The organism is Caloranaerobacter azorensis DSM 13643 (genome assembly GCF_900129995.1).
Classification (GTDB): Bacteria; Bacillota; Clostridia; order Tissierellales; family Thermohalobacteraceae; genus Caloranaerobacter; species Caloranaerobacter azorensis.
Genome location: NZ_FQXO01000048.1, coordinates 1 through 18,464 on the forward strand (window position 1 = coordinate 1; position 18,464 = coordinate 18,464).

The 18,464-nt window shown below is 30.0% G+C and carries 21 protein-coding genes; 3 read left to right on the forward strand and 18 right to left on the reverse strand.

The features are described from left to right. Nucleotides 1-345: 345 nt before the first annotated feature. The gene (locus tag BUB51_RS08300) at nt 346-585 is read right to left on the reverse strand and encodes a cyclin family protein (protein ID WP_073196976.1); all 240 of its coding nucleotides are present in this window, start codon (nt 583-585) and stop codon (nt 346-348) included. A gap of 303 nt (nt 586-888) precedes the next feature. On the opposite strand from BUB51_RS08300, the gene BUB51_RS08305 reads away from it, so the two are divergent. Next, nucleotides 889-1,944 (forward strand): hypothetical protein, encoded by a 1,056-nt coding sequence (locus BUB51_RS08305; RefSeq protein ID WP_073196978.1) that lies wholly within the window; start codon nt 889-891, stop codon nt 1,942-1,944. A 455-nt stretch (nt 1,945-2,399) separates the two neighbouring features. On the opposite strand, the gene BUB51_RS13595 is transcribed toward BUB51_RS08305, so the two are convergent. The 16 genes from BUB51_RS13595 to BUB51_RS08385 form a co-directional block, all read right to left on the reverse strand. Then, nucleotides 2,400-4,280, reverse strand: a complete 1,881-nt coding sequence (locus BUB51_RS13595) for a flagellin N-terminal helical domain-containing protein (RefSeq protein WP_073196980.1) — start codon at nt 4,278-4,280, stop codon at nt 2,400-2,402. A 274-nt stretch (nt 4,281-4,554) separates the two neighbouring features. Beyond that, a complete protein-coding gene (locus BUB51_RS08315; protein ID WP_073196982.1) occupies nt 4,555-4,923 on the reverse strand; it encodes a hypothetical protein in 369 nt (122 codons plus the stop codon). 19 nt (nt 4,924-4,942) lie between these two features. Further along, nucleotides 4,943-5,398 (reverse strand): hypothetical protein, encoded by a 456-nt coding sequence (locus BUB51_RS08320; RefSeq protein ID WP_073196984.1) that lies wholly within the window; start codon nt 5,396-5,398, stop codon nt 4,943-4,945. 51 nt (nt 5,399-5,449) lie between these two features. Next, nucleotides 5,450-5,677, reverse strand: a complete 228-nt coding sequence (csrA, locus tag BUB51_RS08325; protein ID WP_035164079.1) for a carbon storage regulator CsrA — start codon at nt 5,675-5,677, stop codon at nt 5,450-5,452. 2 nt (nt 5,678-5,679) lie between these two features. Continuing rightward, nucleotides 5,680-6,132 (reverse strand): flagellar assembly protein FliW, encoded by a 453-nt coding sequence (gene fliW / locus BUB51_RS08330; RefSeq protein WP_073196986.1) that lies wholly within the window; start codon nt 6,130-6,132, stop codon nt 5,680-5,682. Nucleotides 6,133-6,302: 170 nt separating this feature from the next. After that, complete coding sequence (locus BUB51_RS08335) at nt 6,303-6,851, reverse strand: DUF6470 family protein (protein ID WP_073196987.1); 549 nt, start codon at nt 6,849-6,851, stop codon at nt 6,303-6,305. 164 nt (nt 6,852-7,015) lie between these two features. Further along, nucleotides 7,016-8,035 carry a flagellar hook-associated protein FlgL gene (gene flgL, locus BUB51_RS08340; protein ID WP_073196989.1) on the reverse strand — a complete coding sequence of 340 codons (1,020 nt, stop codon included), beginning with the start codon at nt 8,033-8,035 and terminating at the stop codon, nt 7,016-7,018. A gap of 151 nt (nt 8,036-8,186) precedes the next feature. Then, nucleotides 8,187-9,674 (reverse strand): flagellar hook-associated protein FlgK, encoded by a 1,488-nt coding sequence (gene flgK, locus BUB51_RS08345; protein ID WP_073196991.1) that lies wholly within the window; start codon nt 9,672-9,674, stop codon nt 8,187-8,189. 71 nt (nt 9,675-9,745) lie between these two features. After that, a complete protein-coding gene (locus BUB51_RS08350; RefSeq protein ID WP_073196993.1) occupies nt 9,746-10,105 on the reverse strand; it encodes a four helix bundle protein in 360 nt (119 codons plus the stop codon). 98 nt (nt 10,106-10,203) lie between these two features. Further along, the gene (flgK, locus tag BUB51_RS08355; protein ID WP_073196995.1) at nt 10,204-12,228 is read right to left on the reverse strand and encodes a flagellar hook-associated protein FlgK; all 2,025 of its coding nucleotides are present in this window, start codon (nt 12,226-12,228) and stop codon (nt 10,204-10,206) included. Between the two features lie 11 nt (nt 12,229-12,239). Next, nucleotides 12,240-12,734 (reverse strand): flagellar protein FlgN, encoded by a 495-nt coding sequence (locus tag BUB51_RS08360; RefSeq protein ID WP_073196997.1) that lies wholly within the window; start codon nt 12,732-12,734, stop codon nt 12,240-12,242. Nucleotides 12,735-12,749: 15 nt separating this feature from the next. After that, entirely contained in the window at nt 12,750-13,040 is a 291-nt protein-coding gene (gene flgM, locus BUB51_RS08365) for a flagellar biosynthesis anti-sigma factor FlgM (protein ID WP_073196999.1), read from the reverse strand. A gap of 63 nt (nt 13,041-13,103) precedes the next feature. Then, nucleotides 13,104-13,508, reverse strand: coding sequence for a TIGR03826 family flagellar region protein (locus BUB51_RS08370; protein ID WP_035164067.1), 405 nt, complete (start codon nt 13,506-13,508; stop codon nt 13,104-13,106). Nucleotides 13,509-13,540: 32 nt separating this feature from the next. Further along, on the reverse strand, nt 13,541-14,269 hold the full coding sequence (locus BUB51_RS08375; RefSeq protein WP_073197001.1) for a ComF family protein: 729 nt from the start codon (nt 14,267-14,269) through the stop codon (nt 13,541-13,543). A gap of 30 nt (nt 14,270-14,299) precedes the next feature. Then, the gene (recD2, locus tag BUB51_RS08380) at nt 14,300-16,528 is read right to left on the reverse strand and encodes an SF1B family DNA helicase RecD2 (protein WP_073197004.1); all 2,229 of its coding nucleotides are present in this window, start codon (nt 16,526-16,528) and stop codon (nt 14,300-14,302) included. Nucleotides 16,529-16,711: 183 nt separating this feature from the next. Next, the gene (locus tag BUB51_RS08385; RefSeq protein ID WP_143153588.1) at nt 16,712-17,329 is read right to left on the reverse strand and encodes a hypothetical protein; all 618 of its coding nucleotides are present in this window, start codon (nt 17,327-17,329) and stop codon (nt 16,712-16,714) included. Between the two features lie 394 nt (nt 17,330-17,723). Here BUB51_RS08385 and BUB51_RS08390 point away from each other — a divergent pair, with 394 nt between their 5' ends. Together BUB51_RS08390 and BUB51_RS13120 are read left to right on the forward strand one after the other, a co-directional pair. Then, nucleotides 17,724-18,002 (forward strand): hypothetical protein, encoded by a 279-nt coding sequence (locus tag BUB51_RS08390; RefSeq protein ID WP_073197008.1) that lies wholly within the window; start codon nt 17,724-17,726, stop codon nt 18,000-18,002. After that, complete coding sequence (locus BUB51_RS13120; protein ID WP_073197010.1) at nt 18,003-18,209, forward strand: hypothetical protein; 207 nt, start codon at nt 18,003-18,005, stop codon at nt 18,207-18,209. On the opposite strand, the gene BUB51_RS08400 is transcribed toward BUB51_RS13120, so the two are convergent. Next, a partial coding sequence (locus tag BUB51_RS08400) for a hypothetical protein (RefSeq protein WP_278294241.1) occupies nt 18,184-18,464 on the reverse strand: 281 nt, incomplete at its 5' end. The two genes, BUB51_RS13120 and BUB51_RS08400, sit on opposite strands and share 26 nt — an antisense overlap.

An 18,464-nucleotide genomic window follows, 5' to 3' on the forward strand; every position in this document is an offset into this window, starting at 1 on the left:
GGCTTCCTTCAGATTCCACCTCGCGATGGACACCCTTGCCTTTAGCTAGTGGTTGGCACGGTCAACCCCCACAGTGGACTTTCACCACCTAGTTGTTACGCATGCCCGGCGCACGTATTAATTGTAGGTCACAATTAATTGTGACCTACAGATTAATTAAACCTAAATCAAATAGATTTTGTTGAAATCCATATACGGAAATTACATCTAAAATTATCCATAATTTAACAAGGTTTATATAATTCTCTATGGATTACAAAAATATGGAAAATAAATTCTCCGATACAATAATTTTCATTAAACAATAAAATTATAGATTCATATAAATTCAAGTTCTCCATTTCTTTATTGATTATCCATCCAAAAAATCTTACTTTTATCATCCATTTGAACAATTTCATTTTTTAATCTATTTAATTTAATATTTATCTCTTTGATTTCTTCATCATCTAAATCATTATCTTTAGCATATCGAACCAATTTTTTCATTTCTTCTAACTTTTCTTCCATTTTATCTAATATTTCTATCCTGTATTTAACCCATTCCAATTTTTTCTTTAAATATTCCTCATTATTATCAATCATTATTCCTCTCCATTTCTATTATTGTTTTAATTGTAGGTCATAATTAATTACACCTATCGAAAGTATAGATGCATCTATATCTAAATTATTCTATGTAATTCTCTTATATCCTCTCCTATTTTATATTTTTCTTTATATATATTTTTGTTTAATCAAAGATATGAACTACATCAAAATATGGTCTATAATCATTAAAATCCATAAAATAAATTTGAATTTACCAAATTTGCGAATGTCTTCTTTATATTCTTATGATATAATTAAATTGTAGCGAACGTATGTTCTAAAAGGAGGTTAAAAATTATGAAGGTTTTAAATGAAAAACAATTAATCTCTCTTATTAGAAAAGATTATCCTGACTGCAACACTAAAGAATTAGCTAATAAATTAGGTATATCTATATCAAAATTAAGAAAAATAGCAGCTAAATATGGAATAAAGAAAAGTCCAGAATATAAGAAAAAGTTGCATAAAGAATTGATGAAAGCTAAAAAAAGAAAATATAACGAAAATATTAAAAACTATAGTTTAAATCAAATACAGAGAAATATTCTTGTTGGAAGTGTGCTCGGAGATGGGAACTTATCTTTATATGGCAGAAGCAAAAATGCCCATTATCGAGAGCATGGGAGTAATAAACAAATACCCTACAGAAAATGGAAAGCCCAAATGTTATCGCAATTAGATTTTAAATTTAGTAAAAATGGAAAGTTATACTCTCCAAGTCATCCTATATATACAAACTTATATAATGAATTTTATAATAATAAAGTAAAAACTATTACTAAAGAAAATATAAAATTATTAGACCATCCTATTGGACTGGCATGTTTATATATGGATGATGGAAGTTTAGTATTAAATGTATCTGCAAATAAAAAAAGTAATAAAATATATATAACTCCTCATGTCTATCTGTATTCATTAAATTTTACAATGGAAGAAAATATAATACTAAAAAATCATATCAAAGAACAATTTGGTATTGAATTTAAGCTAAAAAAGAGACCAGATGGAAACAATTATATTTTAGAAATAGGAAAAAGAAATGAATTAATGAAATTTATTAATTTAATTAAACCATATGTTGAACAAATACATTGTATGACTTATAAAATAGATATCAAAAAGCGGCTGGAAGATAAAAAGCAAGAACTAAAAAAATTATACCATGATAAAATGATAATAGAAGCTCCATTAGAAGTAATTGATAATACTTATTCAAAAGAAGATGAATTATTAATCATAGAGTTAAAAAAGAAAGGAATAACTGATAAAGAAATTGCCAAAAAATCATATAGAACATATTGGGGAATTGTCGATAAAATAAGACGCTTAAGACAAGAAGGAAAACTTTAGTATAAAGAAGAGACTCTGGAGCGTCCAGAGTCTCGATTATTTTATTTATTATCTTAATAATTGAAGAACTCCTTGAGGCTGTTGATTTGCTTGCGGTTTGTCAATCACCTTTCGATGACTGCCAGACTATATCTTCACCCAAAACTAATTGCACTACAATTAATTTTGGGGCTGGGCACTTCGGGAAAGCCTCATCCCCTACGGACCTCATCACCATGTAATTGTCAACTGTAAATTGTCAATTGACAATTATTTAGGTGGTACGTCCTAGTCGTTGAACCTTCTCCATCCTTTCGGAACAGGAGCTCGGCTGCTGGTTATCCAATCCACTCTACTTTTCAACCTATCACACTTATCCTTTCGGATTACGTTGTAGGGAGAGTGGCTCTAAGGAAGTTCCAGCAATTCACCCAGTGATAATCTTAAGAGTTGCCTCTTAAGACGCCCTCAAATCACTACCTAAGAAGTTGTAAAACTCCATTCGGTAGCTGATTTGCTTGAGCTAACATTGCAGTTGCTGCTTGTTGTAAGATGTTATTCTTAGTAAATTCCATCATTTCTTTAGCCATATCTACATCTCTAATTCTTGACTCAGCTGCTGTTAAGTTTTCAGCTGAAGTACTTAAATTGTTAATAGTATGCTCTAATCTGTTTTGATATGCACCTAATTTTGCTCTTTCAGAAGAAACGTCTGTAAGTGCTTGATCAAGTATTTGAATAGCTTTTTGAGCTCCTTCTTTAGTACTTACATCAACATCATTTACAGTATAATCAGTTGAATCAATTGTAACTTTACCTATAGCAGATGTACGCATATCATTAATACCAAAAGTTAATGTTTGATTAGCATTTGCACCTATTTGTACAGTTACGCCTGACTCAGTAATATCAGTATTTACACTTTCAGTTCCTAATAAAGCATTTGCTTTTCTTGCAACTTCACTATCTGCAAGAATTTCCATTTGATAATTACTTGATATTTCAAGTTTATGATCTGAATTAAATGAGACTGTAAGTCCTTCAACTAAGTCAGTAAAGTATGCATTTTGCATATCATCTAATGCACCTTTATAACCTTTTGCTTCTAACTGTTCAGCAGTTAAACTTGCAACTGCTTTAATTAAACCATCTGTTGATGCAGCATCATTTTTTAAAGAATTCCAGTTAGCTGTTGTCTTTGATGCTGCCCAAGCAGTATATTCAGTATTATTTTCATCAGTTCCATCATTATTAATACCTATAATAGCTTCTTTTATTGCATTAGCTAAAGTAGATTCATCTGTATAACTTGATTCAGCAATACTTGCATTAATTGACAATCCATCAAATTTCATAGAAAGTGTGTTATTTTGATTTGCAGTAGGTTCTATACCATCTTCAATTTTTAACGAAAATGTATCATAAGATCCTATATTATTATCAAATGCTTGAGAATTTCCTCCACTTCCAGTGTTCGCTAATGTCAAAGTTTTATCTGCTGATAAACCTAATCCAGTTGCTAAAGATGAAGCCATATTATCAAAATCTATAATTACTGTATCACCATCAGTTGCACCAGTTCCGTCATATTCTAACTGAAATGTAACATTTCCTGTTGAAGTATCTACATCAAAACCTAATTTAATATGATCTTTAATTCCAGTAGCATCAATATTACTTGAATTTTTTAAATTATCAATCGCAGCATTAAATTGAGTATTAAAATCATTTACAAAATCAACTACACTATCATATTTACCTTCAGTAAGCTCAAATGAAATAACAAAAGTATTACCACCATTAATACCACTTAATTTCAATTCCATATTAACTACATTATTTTTAACTTCAGTTCCATCTATAACTTCTATAGGGTTTGTAGCACTTATATTTATTGCACCATCAGCAGTTAAATCTGCACTTGTAGTTGTAGCTCCTTTAGAACCATCTAATAGCTTTTGAGTATTAAATTCTGTTGTATTACCTATTCTGTCAATTTCTTCTTTCAGCTGTGTTATTTCATCTTGAATAGCTTTTCTATCTTCATCTGTAGCAGTATCATTTGATGCTTGAACTGCTAATTCTCTCATCCTTTGTAGTATTGCTTGCGTTTCTTGAAGTGCACCCTCAGCAGTTTGAATCATAGAAATACCATCTTGAGCATTTCTAGATGCTTGATTTAAACCTCTAATTTGAGCTCTCATTTTTTCTGAAATTGCAAGTCCTGCTGCGTCATCTCCAGCTCTATTAATTCTGTGACCTGATGATAATTTTTCTAATGCTTTAGACTGCATAAAGTTTGCAGCACTTAATCTTGAATAAGTATTTAAAGCCGCTATGTTGTGATTAATTCTCATAAAATCTCCTCCTTGAATTTTTTATTTTTTGGCATCCATGCCATATCCGCCTTCGGCGGAATTGAAAATTTAAAATTAAAAATTTAAATTTTAAATACAAATAAAGATTTTAAATATTTCTCTATGTAGGGCGCCCGTAGAGAAGTATTTCCCTTTTCATTATAATTATCGACAGTTGCTTGTCCAACTTTAGCGTTTTTTTGAAAAATTTTTGATAAAAAAATTAACCGACTCATTTTAGCCGGTTTCTATTATTTAAATCCATACTACACATTTATTTTACAGATTTAAGCTTTGCTATATCAGCCCAATTGCTTGCAGTTATAAGCTCAACATTAGTCATATCTTTTCTTAAGTTTTCAATTTCTCCTTTAATATGTGCTATATCATTCATAATACTATCATGTTCTGCTTTGTTAACTTGTGCTGAATGTTCTAATGCCCTTAAAATTTGTGTGTGTTCGTCAAGCTTCTTCGTATGTTCATCAAGTATTCTTGTATGCTCATCAAGTTTCTTCGTATGTTCGTTAAGTATTCTTGTATGTTCGTCAAGTGTTGATTTAATACTTGATATATCTGATTTTATAGGTTCTAGTTCTTCTTTCAACATTTTTTTAATTGCTAATAATGATTCCTTTTCCATATTCTCACCTACCTTTTAATTAAACTTTTAAACTCTCTTTAATTTTAAATAGTTCTTTTTCGTTCTGATATCCTTTATGTTCTAAAAATCTAACATCATTAGATATATCAGAAATAGCCGCTTCTATTTCATCAAATCTATCACTAAATTCTTTTTTCAGTTCCTGATCTCGTCTCTCTATTATCTCTAGTATATTTTCATGTCCTTCTGCAAGTAATTTAATATCTCTAGCCATTTGTTCTTGTATAATACTCTGTTTTGTAAGCTGCTGTTGCACTTTTTCTTGATTTTCTTTTAATTCTTTCATATCATCTTGCATTTTTATCATATCTTCTTGCATACTTATTTGATTCTCTTTTAGCTCCCTTATATCTTCTTGCATACTTACCTGATTTTCTTTTAACTCTCTTATATCTTCTTGCATACTCATTTGATTTTCTAAAATTTGATTTAACATTTTTTCAATATTCTCCATCCAAACACCCCCATAATAAAAATCCCTAATCTCATTATACCATTTATATTCCTATTTTTTTAATATACCTTTTAAAACTTTAAAATCGATACTCTGCATATTAGCGGCCTTTCTGTTTTCTTTTTGAATCGCTTCGTAAATTTCTTTTCTATGTACTTCTATATTTTTAGGTGCTTTTATACCAAGTTTAACTTTACCGTCCCCTATTTCTACTATAACAATTTCGATATCCCCATTTATAACTATACTCTCATTTTTCTTTCTAGTCAGCACAAGCATAACTATACCTCCTGATTTAACTTGCCGAGTTCATCTAATATTAGATGTTTAGTAGTATATCTCTTATCGTCTAATATTATTTGCTTTGCTAGTCTATTTTTTAAGTTGATTATGATAGGCCCTACTAAATTTGCTGTCATTTTCGTTATATCTTCTGGTACAACAACTATTGAATATACTAAAACATCTTTTTCTCTTTCTATATCAAGCCTGTCAACAACAGATTGGGGAATATCGAACTCATAATCTCTTTTGAAAAGAAATGGGTTTACTATTACAAAAGCAAGATCAGGATTGTCTATTGATTGAAGCCATTTGAATGGTATTTCTTCATCTGGATTGTTTATTATTACAAATCTCTTCTGCTCTTCAAAAGCTAATAATCCATCTGGAAATGTAATTATGCTATCTTCATCAATTTCTATTTGGCCAAAATGTTTGGTATTGAGTAACATTTTTGTTCCTCCTTTTTATTCAATTAACAGTTGACAGAGAACAGGAAACGGAAAATAAAAAAATGTAAAATGTAAAATTTAAAATGTAAAATTAATGATTAAAAACTATTAACTCCTATTTATTAAACACCAAATAATTTTACATTTTCCATTTTCAATTTTAAATTTATTTATATTTTCACATCTATATACCTTATTTTTATACTAGGTTTTTGTTTAAGATAAATTTCAACTTTTCCTCTTTGAAAATTAATAATTGGCTTATTCACCTTGTAATCTATATTTACTTTTCCTAATTCCCAATCTATTTTTAGTCTTCCTTCTACATCTATTTTAGGTCTCGATTTAGGAATAAAATCTATATTATAATCTAACTCTTCCCATGCATTTTTTTCTGCTAATTCGGGAATAGCCGGCGGCATACCATTCTCTATTTGTGCCATTCTGTCTCCATCTTCTGCTATTCTTGCAATTCCTTCTAGTACTTTTTGGTAACCAAATCTTGCAGCTTCTTTAGTTAAATCTAAGTAATTTTTAAGACCAGCTTCAGCAAAACACTGATACTGGTCTATAATTACTTTAGGTTTTTCAAACTCTATTCTAACCTTCGGCATGGTTGTATGTATGTTCTGCTCTCCTCTAGGCTGACAAATACTCATCTTCCCATCTATTATATTAATTTGTATCATTACTCTTGTAGTTGTTATCTGAAGTGACATTTCCTTCCCCACCTATCAAAATGTAAAATTGAAAATTTAAAATTTAAAATTAAATATATATTTTAAATTTTGAATTTTAAATAATATAATTTACTTCTTTCTTTATTATCATTTTTATATTTAACATTTACAATTTACAATTCGACTTTTTAAGATAGTTTAAACTATCTTAAAAAGTCGACAAGCGTTGGCTGTATTATCCTTGCACCTGCTGATAATGATGCTCTATATACATTTTCATTTACCTTTAAGTTCATAATAACTTCTGCAATATCTGCTTCTTCATTTTCTGCTAAAAGTTTTGTAAAATTTATCGATTGAGATTCTAATCTCTTTTTAGTTAATTCAAGTCTATTTGATTTAGCTCCTATATCCGCTGTTATAGACAATAAGTTTTCCATAACCTTATCTATTCTTCCTAATGTTTTTTGTATAGTTTCCGAATCTCCACTATCTAAAGCTGTCTTTAGACTATCAAACATAGCTATTAAATAACTTTTATCTGCATTAGCTGAGTTCGACGTTTTATTAGTACTATCTATTTCATATCCGTTTACATTAGAATCAAAATTAGGATTATCCAAATCGCCTTCAAATTTACCAAAAACCTTAACTCCAACTATATTAATAGCTATTTTATCAGATATCCCTACATTGTAGTTCGAAACTTCATCTTTACTTAACACATGAGATGAGAAAGTCCCAGATCCCGCTTCATAATTTGTTAACTTAAACTTCCCATTTTCATCAAGTAAAGGTACATCAGTTTTATAACCTGAAAATATATATCTTCCTGCATATGTAGTATTTGATATTTTTATCAAATGATCTTTCAACTGCTCAATTTCTGACGATATCATCTTTAAGTCATCATCGCTATTTGTTCCATTGGCAGCTTGAACTGTAAGTTCTCTCGCTCTTTGTAATACATCCTCAACTTCCGCTACAGCCGATTCCGTCATTTCAAGCCATGACATAGCATCGTCTAAGTTACGCTTATACTGTTCTATCTTGGCAATATCAGTATTTAACTTCAAACTTCTAGATACCCCAATTGGATCATCCGATGGAAGTTGGAATTTCTTTCCCGAAGAAAGCTTTTGCTGTATTTTGTTCATCTTCTTAAGATTATTGTTTAAATTCCTCATCATATTATTTATAAGCATATTGTTCGTAATACGCATAGCCAATCTCCTTTCAAGATACTACTTTTCAACGTTCACCATTCATCTTTCGCTACTCGCTATTCGACTGTCGAAAAGCAATCGATGAATAGCAAATTAATATTATATTTTACATTTTTAATTTTAAATTTTACATTCGGCAGATAGCCGGCTATCTGCCGACAAGTCCTAATCTATTAATTGTTACATCATATATCGCATCTATTGTAGTTATCATCCTAGCTGCTGCATTGTATGAATGCTGGAATTTAACCATATTAGACATTTCTTCATCTATAGATACTCCAGATTCTGATTCCCTCTTTTGTTTAATATTGTCCATAATTGCACTTTGGTTTTCATTCATTCTTCCAGCCTGCTGGCTATCAACTGCAAGGTTAGACAGTACCGCCTTTATAAAATCATCTGGTGTACCCTGAGGAGTCGTATTGTCAAAAAATGTTTTATCTTCTCTCAATGCAATAAGATTTAAAACATTTTCATTAGCATTTACCCCATTAGGCTGCATGGCAGCAGCTATATTATCTAAATCAGAGGCAATATCTCCAGATAATGATATATTAACAGCTTTAACCTCATCTAATAGTTCGCTTAAATTTTGATAATCAGATGTTTTTTTGCCATCAGCAGTAAATAAAAATGTTCCTTGTGAGCCATTCAGCCCATAACCTTTCGAATGCACATCATTGATTTTTTCCACTATTTTTTTAGCAAATTCGTCTAATCTCTTTATATAAAATACAACCCCTCTATAATTATTTCCTACTCCATCACCATCTCTTAAATCCAACAATCCTTTAAGTTCTCCAGATTCCAGTCTTACATCTTGATTCCCCAATTCCCACTGAACTAAAGCTAATTTTTCTTTTGGGTTATTCACATTATCCACTACATTTGGAGGGTCTTTTAACAAATTAACCTGTATATGATCTACTAAAGTCATTCCTCCAATCGATACAGTAAATTTCCCATTATTTTCACTTACATTTATATTTACTATTTTAGACAATTCATCAACTAATAAGGCTCTCCTATCTCTTAAATCATTAGCTTTAGTACCATTAAGCTCAAGTCCGTATATCTGCTCGTTTAGATTCCTAATCTGCCCCGCTAAATCATTAACCTGTTTTACCTTTGTACTGACTGCAAAGTTCAATTCTTTTTGCAGAGCATAAAGTCTTTGAGCAGTTTCATTAATATGTCTCGTAAGAGCCACAACCTTTTCTCTAACTAATGATCGATGAGCATAGCTAGAAGGATTAGTACTCAATGTTTCTAATGCATCAAAAAATTCATCTAAATATTGTCTAAAACTTGAGTCTGAAGGTTCATTAAATATATTTTCGATTTCAACTAATGTATCTCTTTTTATTTCCCATTCTCCCGATGGAGCATTTTCTTGCCAATACTTAAAATCAACATAACCATTTCTTACTCTAACTATATCATATATTTCTGTTCCTGTTCCTAACATTCCTATACCTGGCAAAGCCAACGGTGAAGTTGCTCTCTGCAGCACCTTCTGTCTTGAATATCCTTCAGTATTTGCATTTGAAATATTATGACTCGTTGTATATAAAGACTTTTGACTTGCTAAAAGTCCAGATACTGCTGTATTAAATCCTACCCAACCAGACATTTTACTCACTCCGTTCATACATAAATTTAAAATTGAAAATGTAAAATGTAAATTTAATTTAACAGCTAATCCTAATCAAGATTTTCTTTAGCTGTTTTAATGATTCTAGTTATTATACTTATTAATTCATTACATTCTGCAATCATATTACTAATATACTCTGTATTTAAACCCTCACTATCTCTTAATAACTTAAGCCAATATCTAGTTTCAAAAGCCTCTTTGAGCGCTATAGACAATTTCGCTATAAAATCCTTCTTGCTCTGTCCAGCACATGCTTCTTCAACATTTGCTCCTATACTTGTACCAGAACGTAATAACTGTTTAGATATTATAAATTCCTTTTTCTCTTTAACAATATATTTATACAACCTTATAACTTTTAAAGCAAAATCAAAACTTTTCTCTCTTACAATATTTTCTTTTTTCATACAGGTACTCCTAACATAATATTAAAAACTCCAATTTCTAATATTATATTTTCAATTTTACATTTTAAATTTTACATTCGGAAGATAAAATCTTCCGATTATCTTCCGACAACTCCCATCCTATTTATTATATTATCTATCATCTCATCAATTGCATTTACAACTCTACTGCTTGCAACATATGAATGCTGATATTTGAGCATATCTGTCATTTCCTCATCTAAAGATACTGCCGATATAGACTTTCTCTTATCATCTATCTGACTAACAAGTATTTTCTGACTTTGTTCCATTACTGCAGCTTCATTAGCCGCAACTCCTATGGACGATATTATATCTCTGTAATAGTCATCACTATTCATATCTGCAAATAAATATTCATTTCTAAGCTGAGCTATTTTTTCTGCTATTCTTCCGTCTCCTCTATCACCAGACTGCGAAACAGCTATATTATTAAGTGTATCTAAATTAGAATTAAGTGTAATATTTCCGACTTCAATCGGTCTATCTGGATTAATAGCTACAAAAAAGTTTTCCCCAGAAGTTCCAAGCAAAGTTTTCCCTTTTTTATGTATGTAGTTTACATTCCTCGCTATTGTATTTACAAATGCATTTAGTTTCTTTTTAATTGAAGGAATAATTTCTAAAAAGTTTTTCACACTGCCCATAAATTTACTTGCAGTATTTGTAGTTTCTTGAGAGAGCTTTTCAGCAAAATCATCTCTGGTAATATCTTTAATACTAAAAAATTTATCGCTAGTTCCATCCGTTATACCGTCCCAACCATCTTCTCCAATGTCTCCAGTATATTGATATGTAGAATCCGATATAACCGTTGCAAATATGTCTAATCTATTTAATCTGTCAACATAATTTGTTATTTCATTATCCGAAATTACGTTTGAATTTCCTCCAATATTTTCATCAGTTATAATTATCAATTTTTTATGTGCATTCGCTCTAAAATCGTTCATCGATTCTATTTCAGATATCAAACTAGACAAATCCTCATTTCCAACTTCTGCAGCCTGCGATAAAGATGCAGTAAACTTATCGGCCTCAACAAAACCTTTTGTAATATCTTTAACAGAACCATCCCCAAATGTAACAAGTTTAAATCTAGGTTCGAGTCCTCTATTTTTCAAATCATCTTTATATTTATTAATCATATTATTTATATCATTCATGTTTGAAGAAGTTATATCTACTGCAATAACTACATCTACCTCTTTATTTACAGTACCATTACCTTCAGCTAATATAGTTTTTTGAACATCTCCTCTTGAATGGATAAGTCCTAAAAGTTCTCCATCTTCTATGTTTACTTTTTCAGAAATATCTTTCCAGAATATATCTACAAATGCGCTTCCATTTTGTCTAGTCTCCATTTCAGTATAAAACTTTCCGTTCACTAACATTTTTCCGCCAATAGAAACATTAACTACACCATTCGCCTCTTCTTTATACTCTATATTTACAAGCTCTGATAGCCTGTCTAATAAAGCATTTCTATCGTCTCTATAGTCATTTCCCTTATATCCTTTTACTTCATAAACCAAAATATTTTCATTTAATTTAGCTATTCTTTTAGCTATATCATTTATTTCTTTAACCTTTATCTGTATTTCTTTATTAAGATTAATCTGCAAATTATCAATCTGCTGTCCCAAATGGTTTACAGTTTCTATAAATGCTATCGCTCTCTCTTTGAGTAATCCTCTTACTGTAAGATTGTCAGGATTTTTAGAAAGTTCCTCCCAACCGTTCCAAAATTGGTCCATAACCTTTTGAAGTCCGCTGTTAGAAAGCTCATTCAAAATTCCCTGTACCTGCTCAAATACCATATTCCTAGCAGCCCAATAGCCATGTCTCCCAGACTCCAATCTATATTTTAAATCTAAAAATTCATCTCTAATTTGTCTAATCTGCTGTATTGTTACTCCTGAACCTATCTGAAAACCACCTGGAAGATTAAAATATCCACTAGTAGACTGAATAACCTGCTGTCTCACATAACTAGGATTATTTACATTAGCTATATTATGAGAAGTTGTATCTAATGCTTTTTTGTTTACATACAAACCCGATATGGCTATTGACAAACCCGAAAAAGTTGAACGCATAAAAGTACCCCCTAAACTTTCGCATCAAAAATGTTTTTACTTTGCACTACATCATCTTTACTTACCTTATCGCTATAAATATTACTAGATAAAACATTCGCTAAAAGATTTACATTTAAGTTGATATATTCTAAAGAATCCTTTATTAAAGTACTATTAAGTGAATTTCTTTCCTTAAGCCTGTTGAGTACATCGATTAACTGCTGCTTTACATATTCTATTTCTTTTTTCTGATCCTCACTTAAATAATCAACAAGTTTCGATATATTTTTAACTTCTTTTAAATTCAATTCATCTTGAATTTTCGATATAATACTTTCTCTAATATCTTCCAATTTACCTGCCTTTAATATCAATGCCTGCTCTTTTTGTGTTATTTTATCCAGTTCACGTACTTGACCAGAAGTAATAATATCCGTCTTATTTATAGATAGCTCCAGCATATGTTTATACAAATTTAATTCTTCAATCAAAATATCTTTTAAATCGTTAATTAACTTCTCCACTTTTTACACCACCTATTAAACCTTCTTATCAATATTAACATTCTCAAACATCTTCTCAACAATTTTCCCCGAATCTATTTTATAAGCTTTAGTTTCTATTTGTCTCTTTATTTCTTCAACTTTATCTTTTCTAATATCAGGTACATTTTTTAATGCTTTCATGGCTATTTGATATTCTATCGCTTTATTAGACAAACTCAATTTATCTCTTTTCTTAATTTTAGCTGACGTCTTTACATTCTTTATTTGTTTCTGATTATTATACAATTGTAGAGCTTTATAGATGTTATTATTAATTATCTTCATATAAAAACACCCCATCCTTATTTTCTATTTTTATTATCGGTAAGGATAGGGCAATACTTTAGATTATTTTTTATATCTTTCTGCAATATACATTTTATCTTTCTCTTTATTTCTTCTAATATTATCTTTTTTAGCTACAGCACTTTTTAACTCACGCTTAAGCTCTACTATACACTTATCACAAAATCTACCTGTTTTGATAGGTTTCCCGCATCTTTCACAAGCTAGCAGTAAATTATTTTCTGTTTTTAACTCTAATTTACCTTCTCGTAAATATCTAAGTATCTTTTTTACAGGTACGCCAGTTTCTTCAGATACCATTTGTATGTTTGCATCTGGATGATCATATATGTACTCTTTTACCCTTTTAAATTCTTCCTCTTCTTCCTTTCTACATTTAGGACATAACTTATTAATCCCATCATATGCGTATATTCTCCCACATCTTGAACAATTTCTAATATCCATAATATTCACCTCCAGATAAATTATATATATGCTTATGTAGTGGCTAATGTAAGCACATAAACCTTATTCGCTCCTGATTTTAATAAAGTTTTACTACACTCGTCTACTGTTGCTCCTGTAGTATAGATATCATCGACTAAAAGTATATTTTTATTTTTAAAAACATGATTATCTACAACTTTAAACGCATCCCTTACGTTTCTAACCCTCTCTATTCTATTGAGTTCATTTTGAAATTTTGTATTTTTTATTCTCTTAAAATTTTTCGTATCTAACGGTATATTTAATTTTCTAGATATATATCGGCATAAGAGTTCGGATTGATTAAATCCTCTATATGCTATTTTAGATTTGTGAAGTGGAACTGGAACAATAATATCTATATCTTTTATATCACTTTCTTCAAAGGCTTGTACTAAAATTGGCCCTAATGCTTTATACATATATGCTTTTCTGCCATATTTATACTTATATATTACTTTCTTTACAAGTCCTGTATACTCTAATGGCGATATTACCTTCTCAAAATAACGTTTAAATTTAATACAGTCAGGGCATCTATCCGGCAAATACCCTATTTCTAATGGCTTACCACAAATAGTACATGTGTTACCTTTTATGAAAATAAGTTCATCAAAACATCTTTTACATATATGCCTTTCATCAACAGTCTCATCATACTCTTCACAAATAAAACATATGCCTTTTTCAGGATAAATAAGTTCTAAAAATGCATCAAAAAGGCCCTCTATTTTATTCATTAGAATTTACTCCTCAAAAGTAAGTTAATTTTATTCTCCTTTTATGAATTCTAAAACTTTATGTAGTCTTTTATTAAGTCCCGAATATCTTTTTGTAATCCTGTTATTATTTATCATCATGTATAAAAATTTCTTATTCCCTACAAGTACAACTAATTCTTTTGCCCTAGTAATTGCAGTATATAATAAATTCCTTGTCAAAAGCATTGGCGGTCCCCAACATATAGGCATTACAACTACTGGAAATTCACTCCCCTGACTCTTATGAATCGTTATCGCATATGCCAATTTTAATTCATCTAACTGACTAAAACTATAGACTACCTTTTTATTATCATCAAATAAAACCGTCATTTCATTCTCTTCTTCATCTATATCATATACATATCCAAAATCCCCATTAAATACTCCTTCACCTTCCTCATTTATACCATCATCTTTTACGATTTCCCATTTCATTCTATAATTATTTTTTATCTGCATTACCTTGTCCCCAACTCTAAAAATACTTTCCCCTACCTGTTTTTCATTCTTAAGTTTATGCTTGGGATTTAATACATCTTGAAGCCTTTCATTCAACACATTTACCCCAGTATCTCCTTTTTTCATAGGAGTTAGAACTTGAATATCTTTTACCGGATCATAGCCGTAAAATTTAGGCAACCTCTCTTTGCAAAGCTCTATTATAGTATCGACTACTTCTTTATTAGAATCCTTATTAATAAAGAAGAAATCCTTGTCCTTTACATTTAAAAATGGCATTTCCCCTTTATTTATTCTGTGAGCATTTACTATAATCATGCTCTCTTGAGCCTGTCTGAATATCTCATTTAATTTAACCACTTTTACAACCTTACTATCTATTATATCTCTTAACACATTGCCAGGGCCAACTGAAGGTAATTGATCGACATCCCCTACCAATATCAATCTAGTACCCGGCATTATTGCCTTGAGTAAATTATTCATTAATAGTATGTCTACCATGGAAACTTCATCTATGATTACTACATCCGAATCTATTGGAGTACCCTCATCTCGTGCAAATGCCATTCCCGTTTCATCATCTACAAAACTGTATTCCAATAGTCTATGTATAGTTTTTGCTTCTCTTAAAGTAGCTTCACTCATTCTCTTTGCAGCTCTACCAGTTGGGGCTGCTAATACTACAGATAACCCTTGATTTTCAAATAACTTTATTATGCTGTTTATTGTAGTCGTTTTCCCAGTACCAGGCCCGCCTGTTATAACTAAAACGCCATTAAAAACTGCTTGCCTTATGGCCTCTTTTTGGTTTTTAGCAAATTTTATAGAGCTTTCTCGTTCTAATTTATTAATTTCTTCTTCCACATTTATATCGAGTTCCTTTAATTCCGTCAAAGCTAATTCTATAATTTTTTTGCTTACATTAGCTTCGGCATAATAAAATGGCATATAGTAAACTCTAATTTCATTATCGACATTCTCAAGCTGAATCTCCTGCTTAAGTGCAAGAGCTGTAATTCCATCCTCTACAAGCTCCCTTTCAACCTCTAATAGACTCTGCGCTTTATCCACAAGCTCACGTTTGGGTACATATGTATGCCCTTCAGAAGAAAATTCCATCAAAGTGAATTTTATACCTGCAAATATTCTATAATCAGATCTTAAATCTACACCCATATTTCTTGCGATTTTATCTGCCATTTTAAATCCTATACCAAATATATCCTCCGATAATCTGTAAGGATTTTCCCTTATTTTTGATATTGTTTCATTTCCATATTTTTTATATATCCTGACTCCATATGTAGGACTTATTCCATATTCTTGTAAGAAAATCATAATATCTCTAATCTCTCTCTGCTCTGCAAAGGCCTCTGCAATTTTTTGAGCCTTTTTCTTACCGATTCCATCAATCTCTAATAACCTATCTGGATTATATTGAAGTATGTCTATAGAATCAAGTCCGAATTTTTCAACAATTTTTTTCGCAATTTTAGGGCCAATTCCAGGTATTAAACCAGATGAAAGATATTTTTCTATCCCGTTTAATGAAGCAGGAACTACCGCCTGATATGTATCTACTTTGAACTGCTGTCCATAATTAGAATGGTACACCCAATTTCCCTGAACCATGATAGTTTCGCCCAAGTTTATTACAGGCATATAGCCTACTATAGTTACTACGTCATCTTCTGTTTCTAATATGGCAACAGTATATCCGTTTGATTCATTTTTATAAATTATCTCTTCAATAGTCCCCTGTAGAGTAATCAAAACCTCGCCCTCCGAAATTAATTTAAGATTTTGTTTTTATTATATCATTTGTATATTATTGGTGTATAGTGTCTCGCTATTCGATTTTGGATATTCGTCATTCATATTTTGTCTTTCGTCATACGAAAAGCCAAAAACAAATGACAAATATCCAAGTTAACTTTACATTTTCCATTTTAAATTTTAAATTCCTTTCGTTCCCTGTCTCTTATAATCCGCTAACTTTCTTAAAATATCCATTAACTGATTCATAAGAAAAACTATATCTCCTTTAGTCGCCGGTTTATTATATTCGATATAAAAATCGTAATCACTTTCCCTAACTAAACCATATGTTTTTTTATCATATACTCTTTTTACTATTTCGCCATGCCTTATATGTTTATATGCAGTCTTTAAAGTTTGATTAATTCTTACTTTAATATTCCCTTCAAGTATTATATATACTCCACTTTTTTCTTCTTTTATATCGTATATGAATTTCAAGTTAAAATATCCAAACGAACCGTCATTTTTAAATATTGGTTTTCTAACTTTCAATGGCACAAAAATATTCTCACTGTCGAATGGAATAGGAACTGTATTAGAAATTCCTATAATTTTACCATAGTATTCTCTTGACGCCATCAAATCGAGAGCATAAAATTTAGCCATATTTTTAAGCACAGTCTTTACACTCTTAAAGAGATAATTTTCTTGTGTTTTCAAAGTTATTACTTTAGTACAATTACCGTACATATCAATATATATAGGCATTATAGCCATAATTCCATCTTTGAATAATTTTTCAATATTGTCCACTTTTCCCACTCCTTTCATATCAAAATTATATATCGAACATATGTTCTATGTCAAGGCAAAATATTTTCTTACAAATAGAAAAATATTTCAAGTTTAATTTTTGAAGGTTGAGATAGTAAATAATGGTTTGCAATGATTACAAGAACATTATTGACAAATAATAGAAGGTAATTTATGATAAGGCTAAATAAAGAAAAAATAAAGTATGATACATCCAATAGTACCAAATAAAAAAAGCCTACTAACTCAAATAAATGCTGGCAAGCATGTTTGATAGAGTTAATAGGCTACTTAATATAAGTATATAGCAAATATATGTAAATTTCAAGAGTTAAATAGTAGAATTAGTTTATATAGTTTTAACTTATACAATAGTTCTTGGTGAGGTGATTTTATGAATATTTTGAATATTTTTGATCTAAAAGGTTTGTTGACTACTCTTTTATTATTTTCATTCTATTATATATATGAAAGAATTCTAAAAAATACTGCATTCACCAAAATAGGCAAACCACTTTCGTTACTACTTTTTATTTGTTCTACTCTATTAATAGATTCTTTTAAAATAAAAAACGAGTATTTATATTGGTTATTTATGTCAATACCAGCATTCTTTGTTTTTAACTTGCTTAATAAACAAGATAGAAGGAAGAATGATGAAAAGGTGAATTAAATGAAACATAAAAAAATCAAGTCGCTGTTAGTGTTATTACTAATATTTTTTATATTAACTAGTTGTACGGTAAAAAATTTAGAAACGAATATTAAACAAATTAAGTTTAATGATATAAAATTTGTTGAAGATTATAATAATATAAAGAAAAAATTAAAACTACACCAGTTTACAAGATTAATTAAGCCACAAAGTCATTGTATATAAAGTTTTTAACGCATTTGGAAACTACAGAATAAATTTTTCTATTTTCGAGCGAAGATACGAAACTATCAAAAATTAATTCTTTTATTACTCTTTCTGAAATCATTCGTTTTATAACTTGTGGGCTTTCAAATTTGTAATCAGAAAATCTATTACTGATAAAGGGTAATACTGAAACAAAAGTAAAACTTATAGCTATTAAGTTTATAAATCTTTCTATAGCTTCTTTATTCCTTACCATATATTTACCAAATGACC

Coding starts and splice junctions, on each gene's coding strand:
- BUB51_RS08300 (WP_073196976.1), bottom strand. CDS start 585: ATGATTGATAATAATGAGGAATATTTAAAGAAAAAATTGGAATGGGTT.
- BUB51_RS08305 (WP_073196978.1), top strand. CDS start 889: ATGAAGGTTTTAAATGAAAAACAATTAATCTCTCTTATTAGAAAAGAT.
- BUB51_RS13595 (WP_073196980.1), bottom strand. CDS start 4,280: ATGAGAATTAATCACAACATAGCGGCTTTAAATACTTATTCAAGATTA.
- BUB51_RS08315 (WP_073196982.1), bottom strand. CDS start 4,923: ATGGAAAAGGAATCATTATTAGCAATTAAAAAAATGTTGAAAGAAGAA.
- BUB51_RS08320 (WP_073196984.1), bottom strand. CDS start 5,398: ATGGAGAATATTGAAAAAATGTTAAATCAAATTTTAGAAAATCAAATG.
- csrA (WP_035164079.1), bottom strand. CDS start 5,677: ATGCTTGTGCTGACTAGAAAGAAAAATGAGAGTATAGTTATAAATGGG.
- fliW (WP_073196986.1), bottom strand. CDS start 6,132: ATGTTACTCAATACCAAACATTTTGGCCAAATAGAAATTGATGAAGAT.
- BUB51_RS08335 (WP_073196987.1), bottom strand. CDS start 6,851: ATGTCACTTCAGATAACAACTACAAGAGTAATGATACAAATTAATATA.
- flgL (WP_073196989.1), bottom strand. CDS start 8,035: ATGCGTATTACGAACAATATGCTTATAAATAATATGATGAGGAATTTA.
- flgK (WP_073196991.1), bottom strand. CDS start 9,674: ATGTCTGGTTGGGTAGGATTTAATACAGCAGTATCTGGACTTTTAGCA.
- BUB51_RS08350 (WP_073196993.1), bottom strand. CDS start 10,105: ATGAAAAAAGAAAATATTGTAAGAGAGAAAAGTTTTGATTTTGCTTTA.
- flgK (WP_073196995.1), bottom strand. CDS start 12,228: ATGCGTTCAACTTTTTCGGGTTTGTCAATAGCCATATCGGGTTTGTAT.
- flgM (WP_073196999.1), bottom strand. CDS start 13,040: ATGAAGATAATTAATAATAACATCTATAAAGCTCTACAATTGTATAAT.
- BUB51_RS08370 (WP_035164067.1), bottom strand. CDS start 13,508: ATGGATATTAGAAATTGTTCAAGATGTGGGAGAATATACGCATATGAT.
- BUB51_RS08375 (WP_073197001.1), bottom strand. CDS start 14,269: ATGAATAAAATAGAGGGCCTTTTTGATGCATTTTTAGAACTTATTTAT.
- BUB51_RS08390 (WP_073197008.1), top strand. CDS start 17,724: ATGAATATTTTGAATATTTTTGATCTAAAAGGTTTGTTGACTACTCTT.
- BUB51_RS13120 (WP_073197010.1), top strand. CDS start 18,003: ATGAAACATAAAAAAATCAAGTCGCTGTTAGTGTTATTACTAATATTT.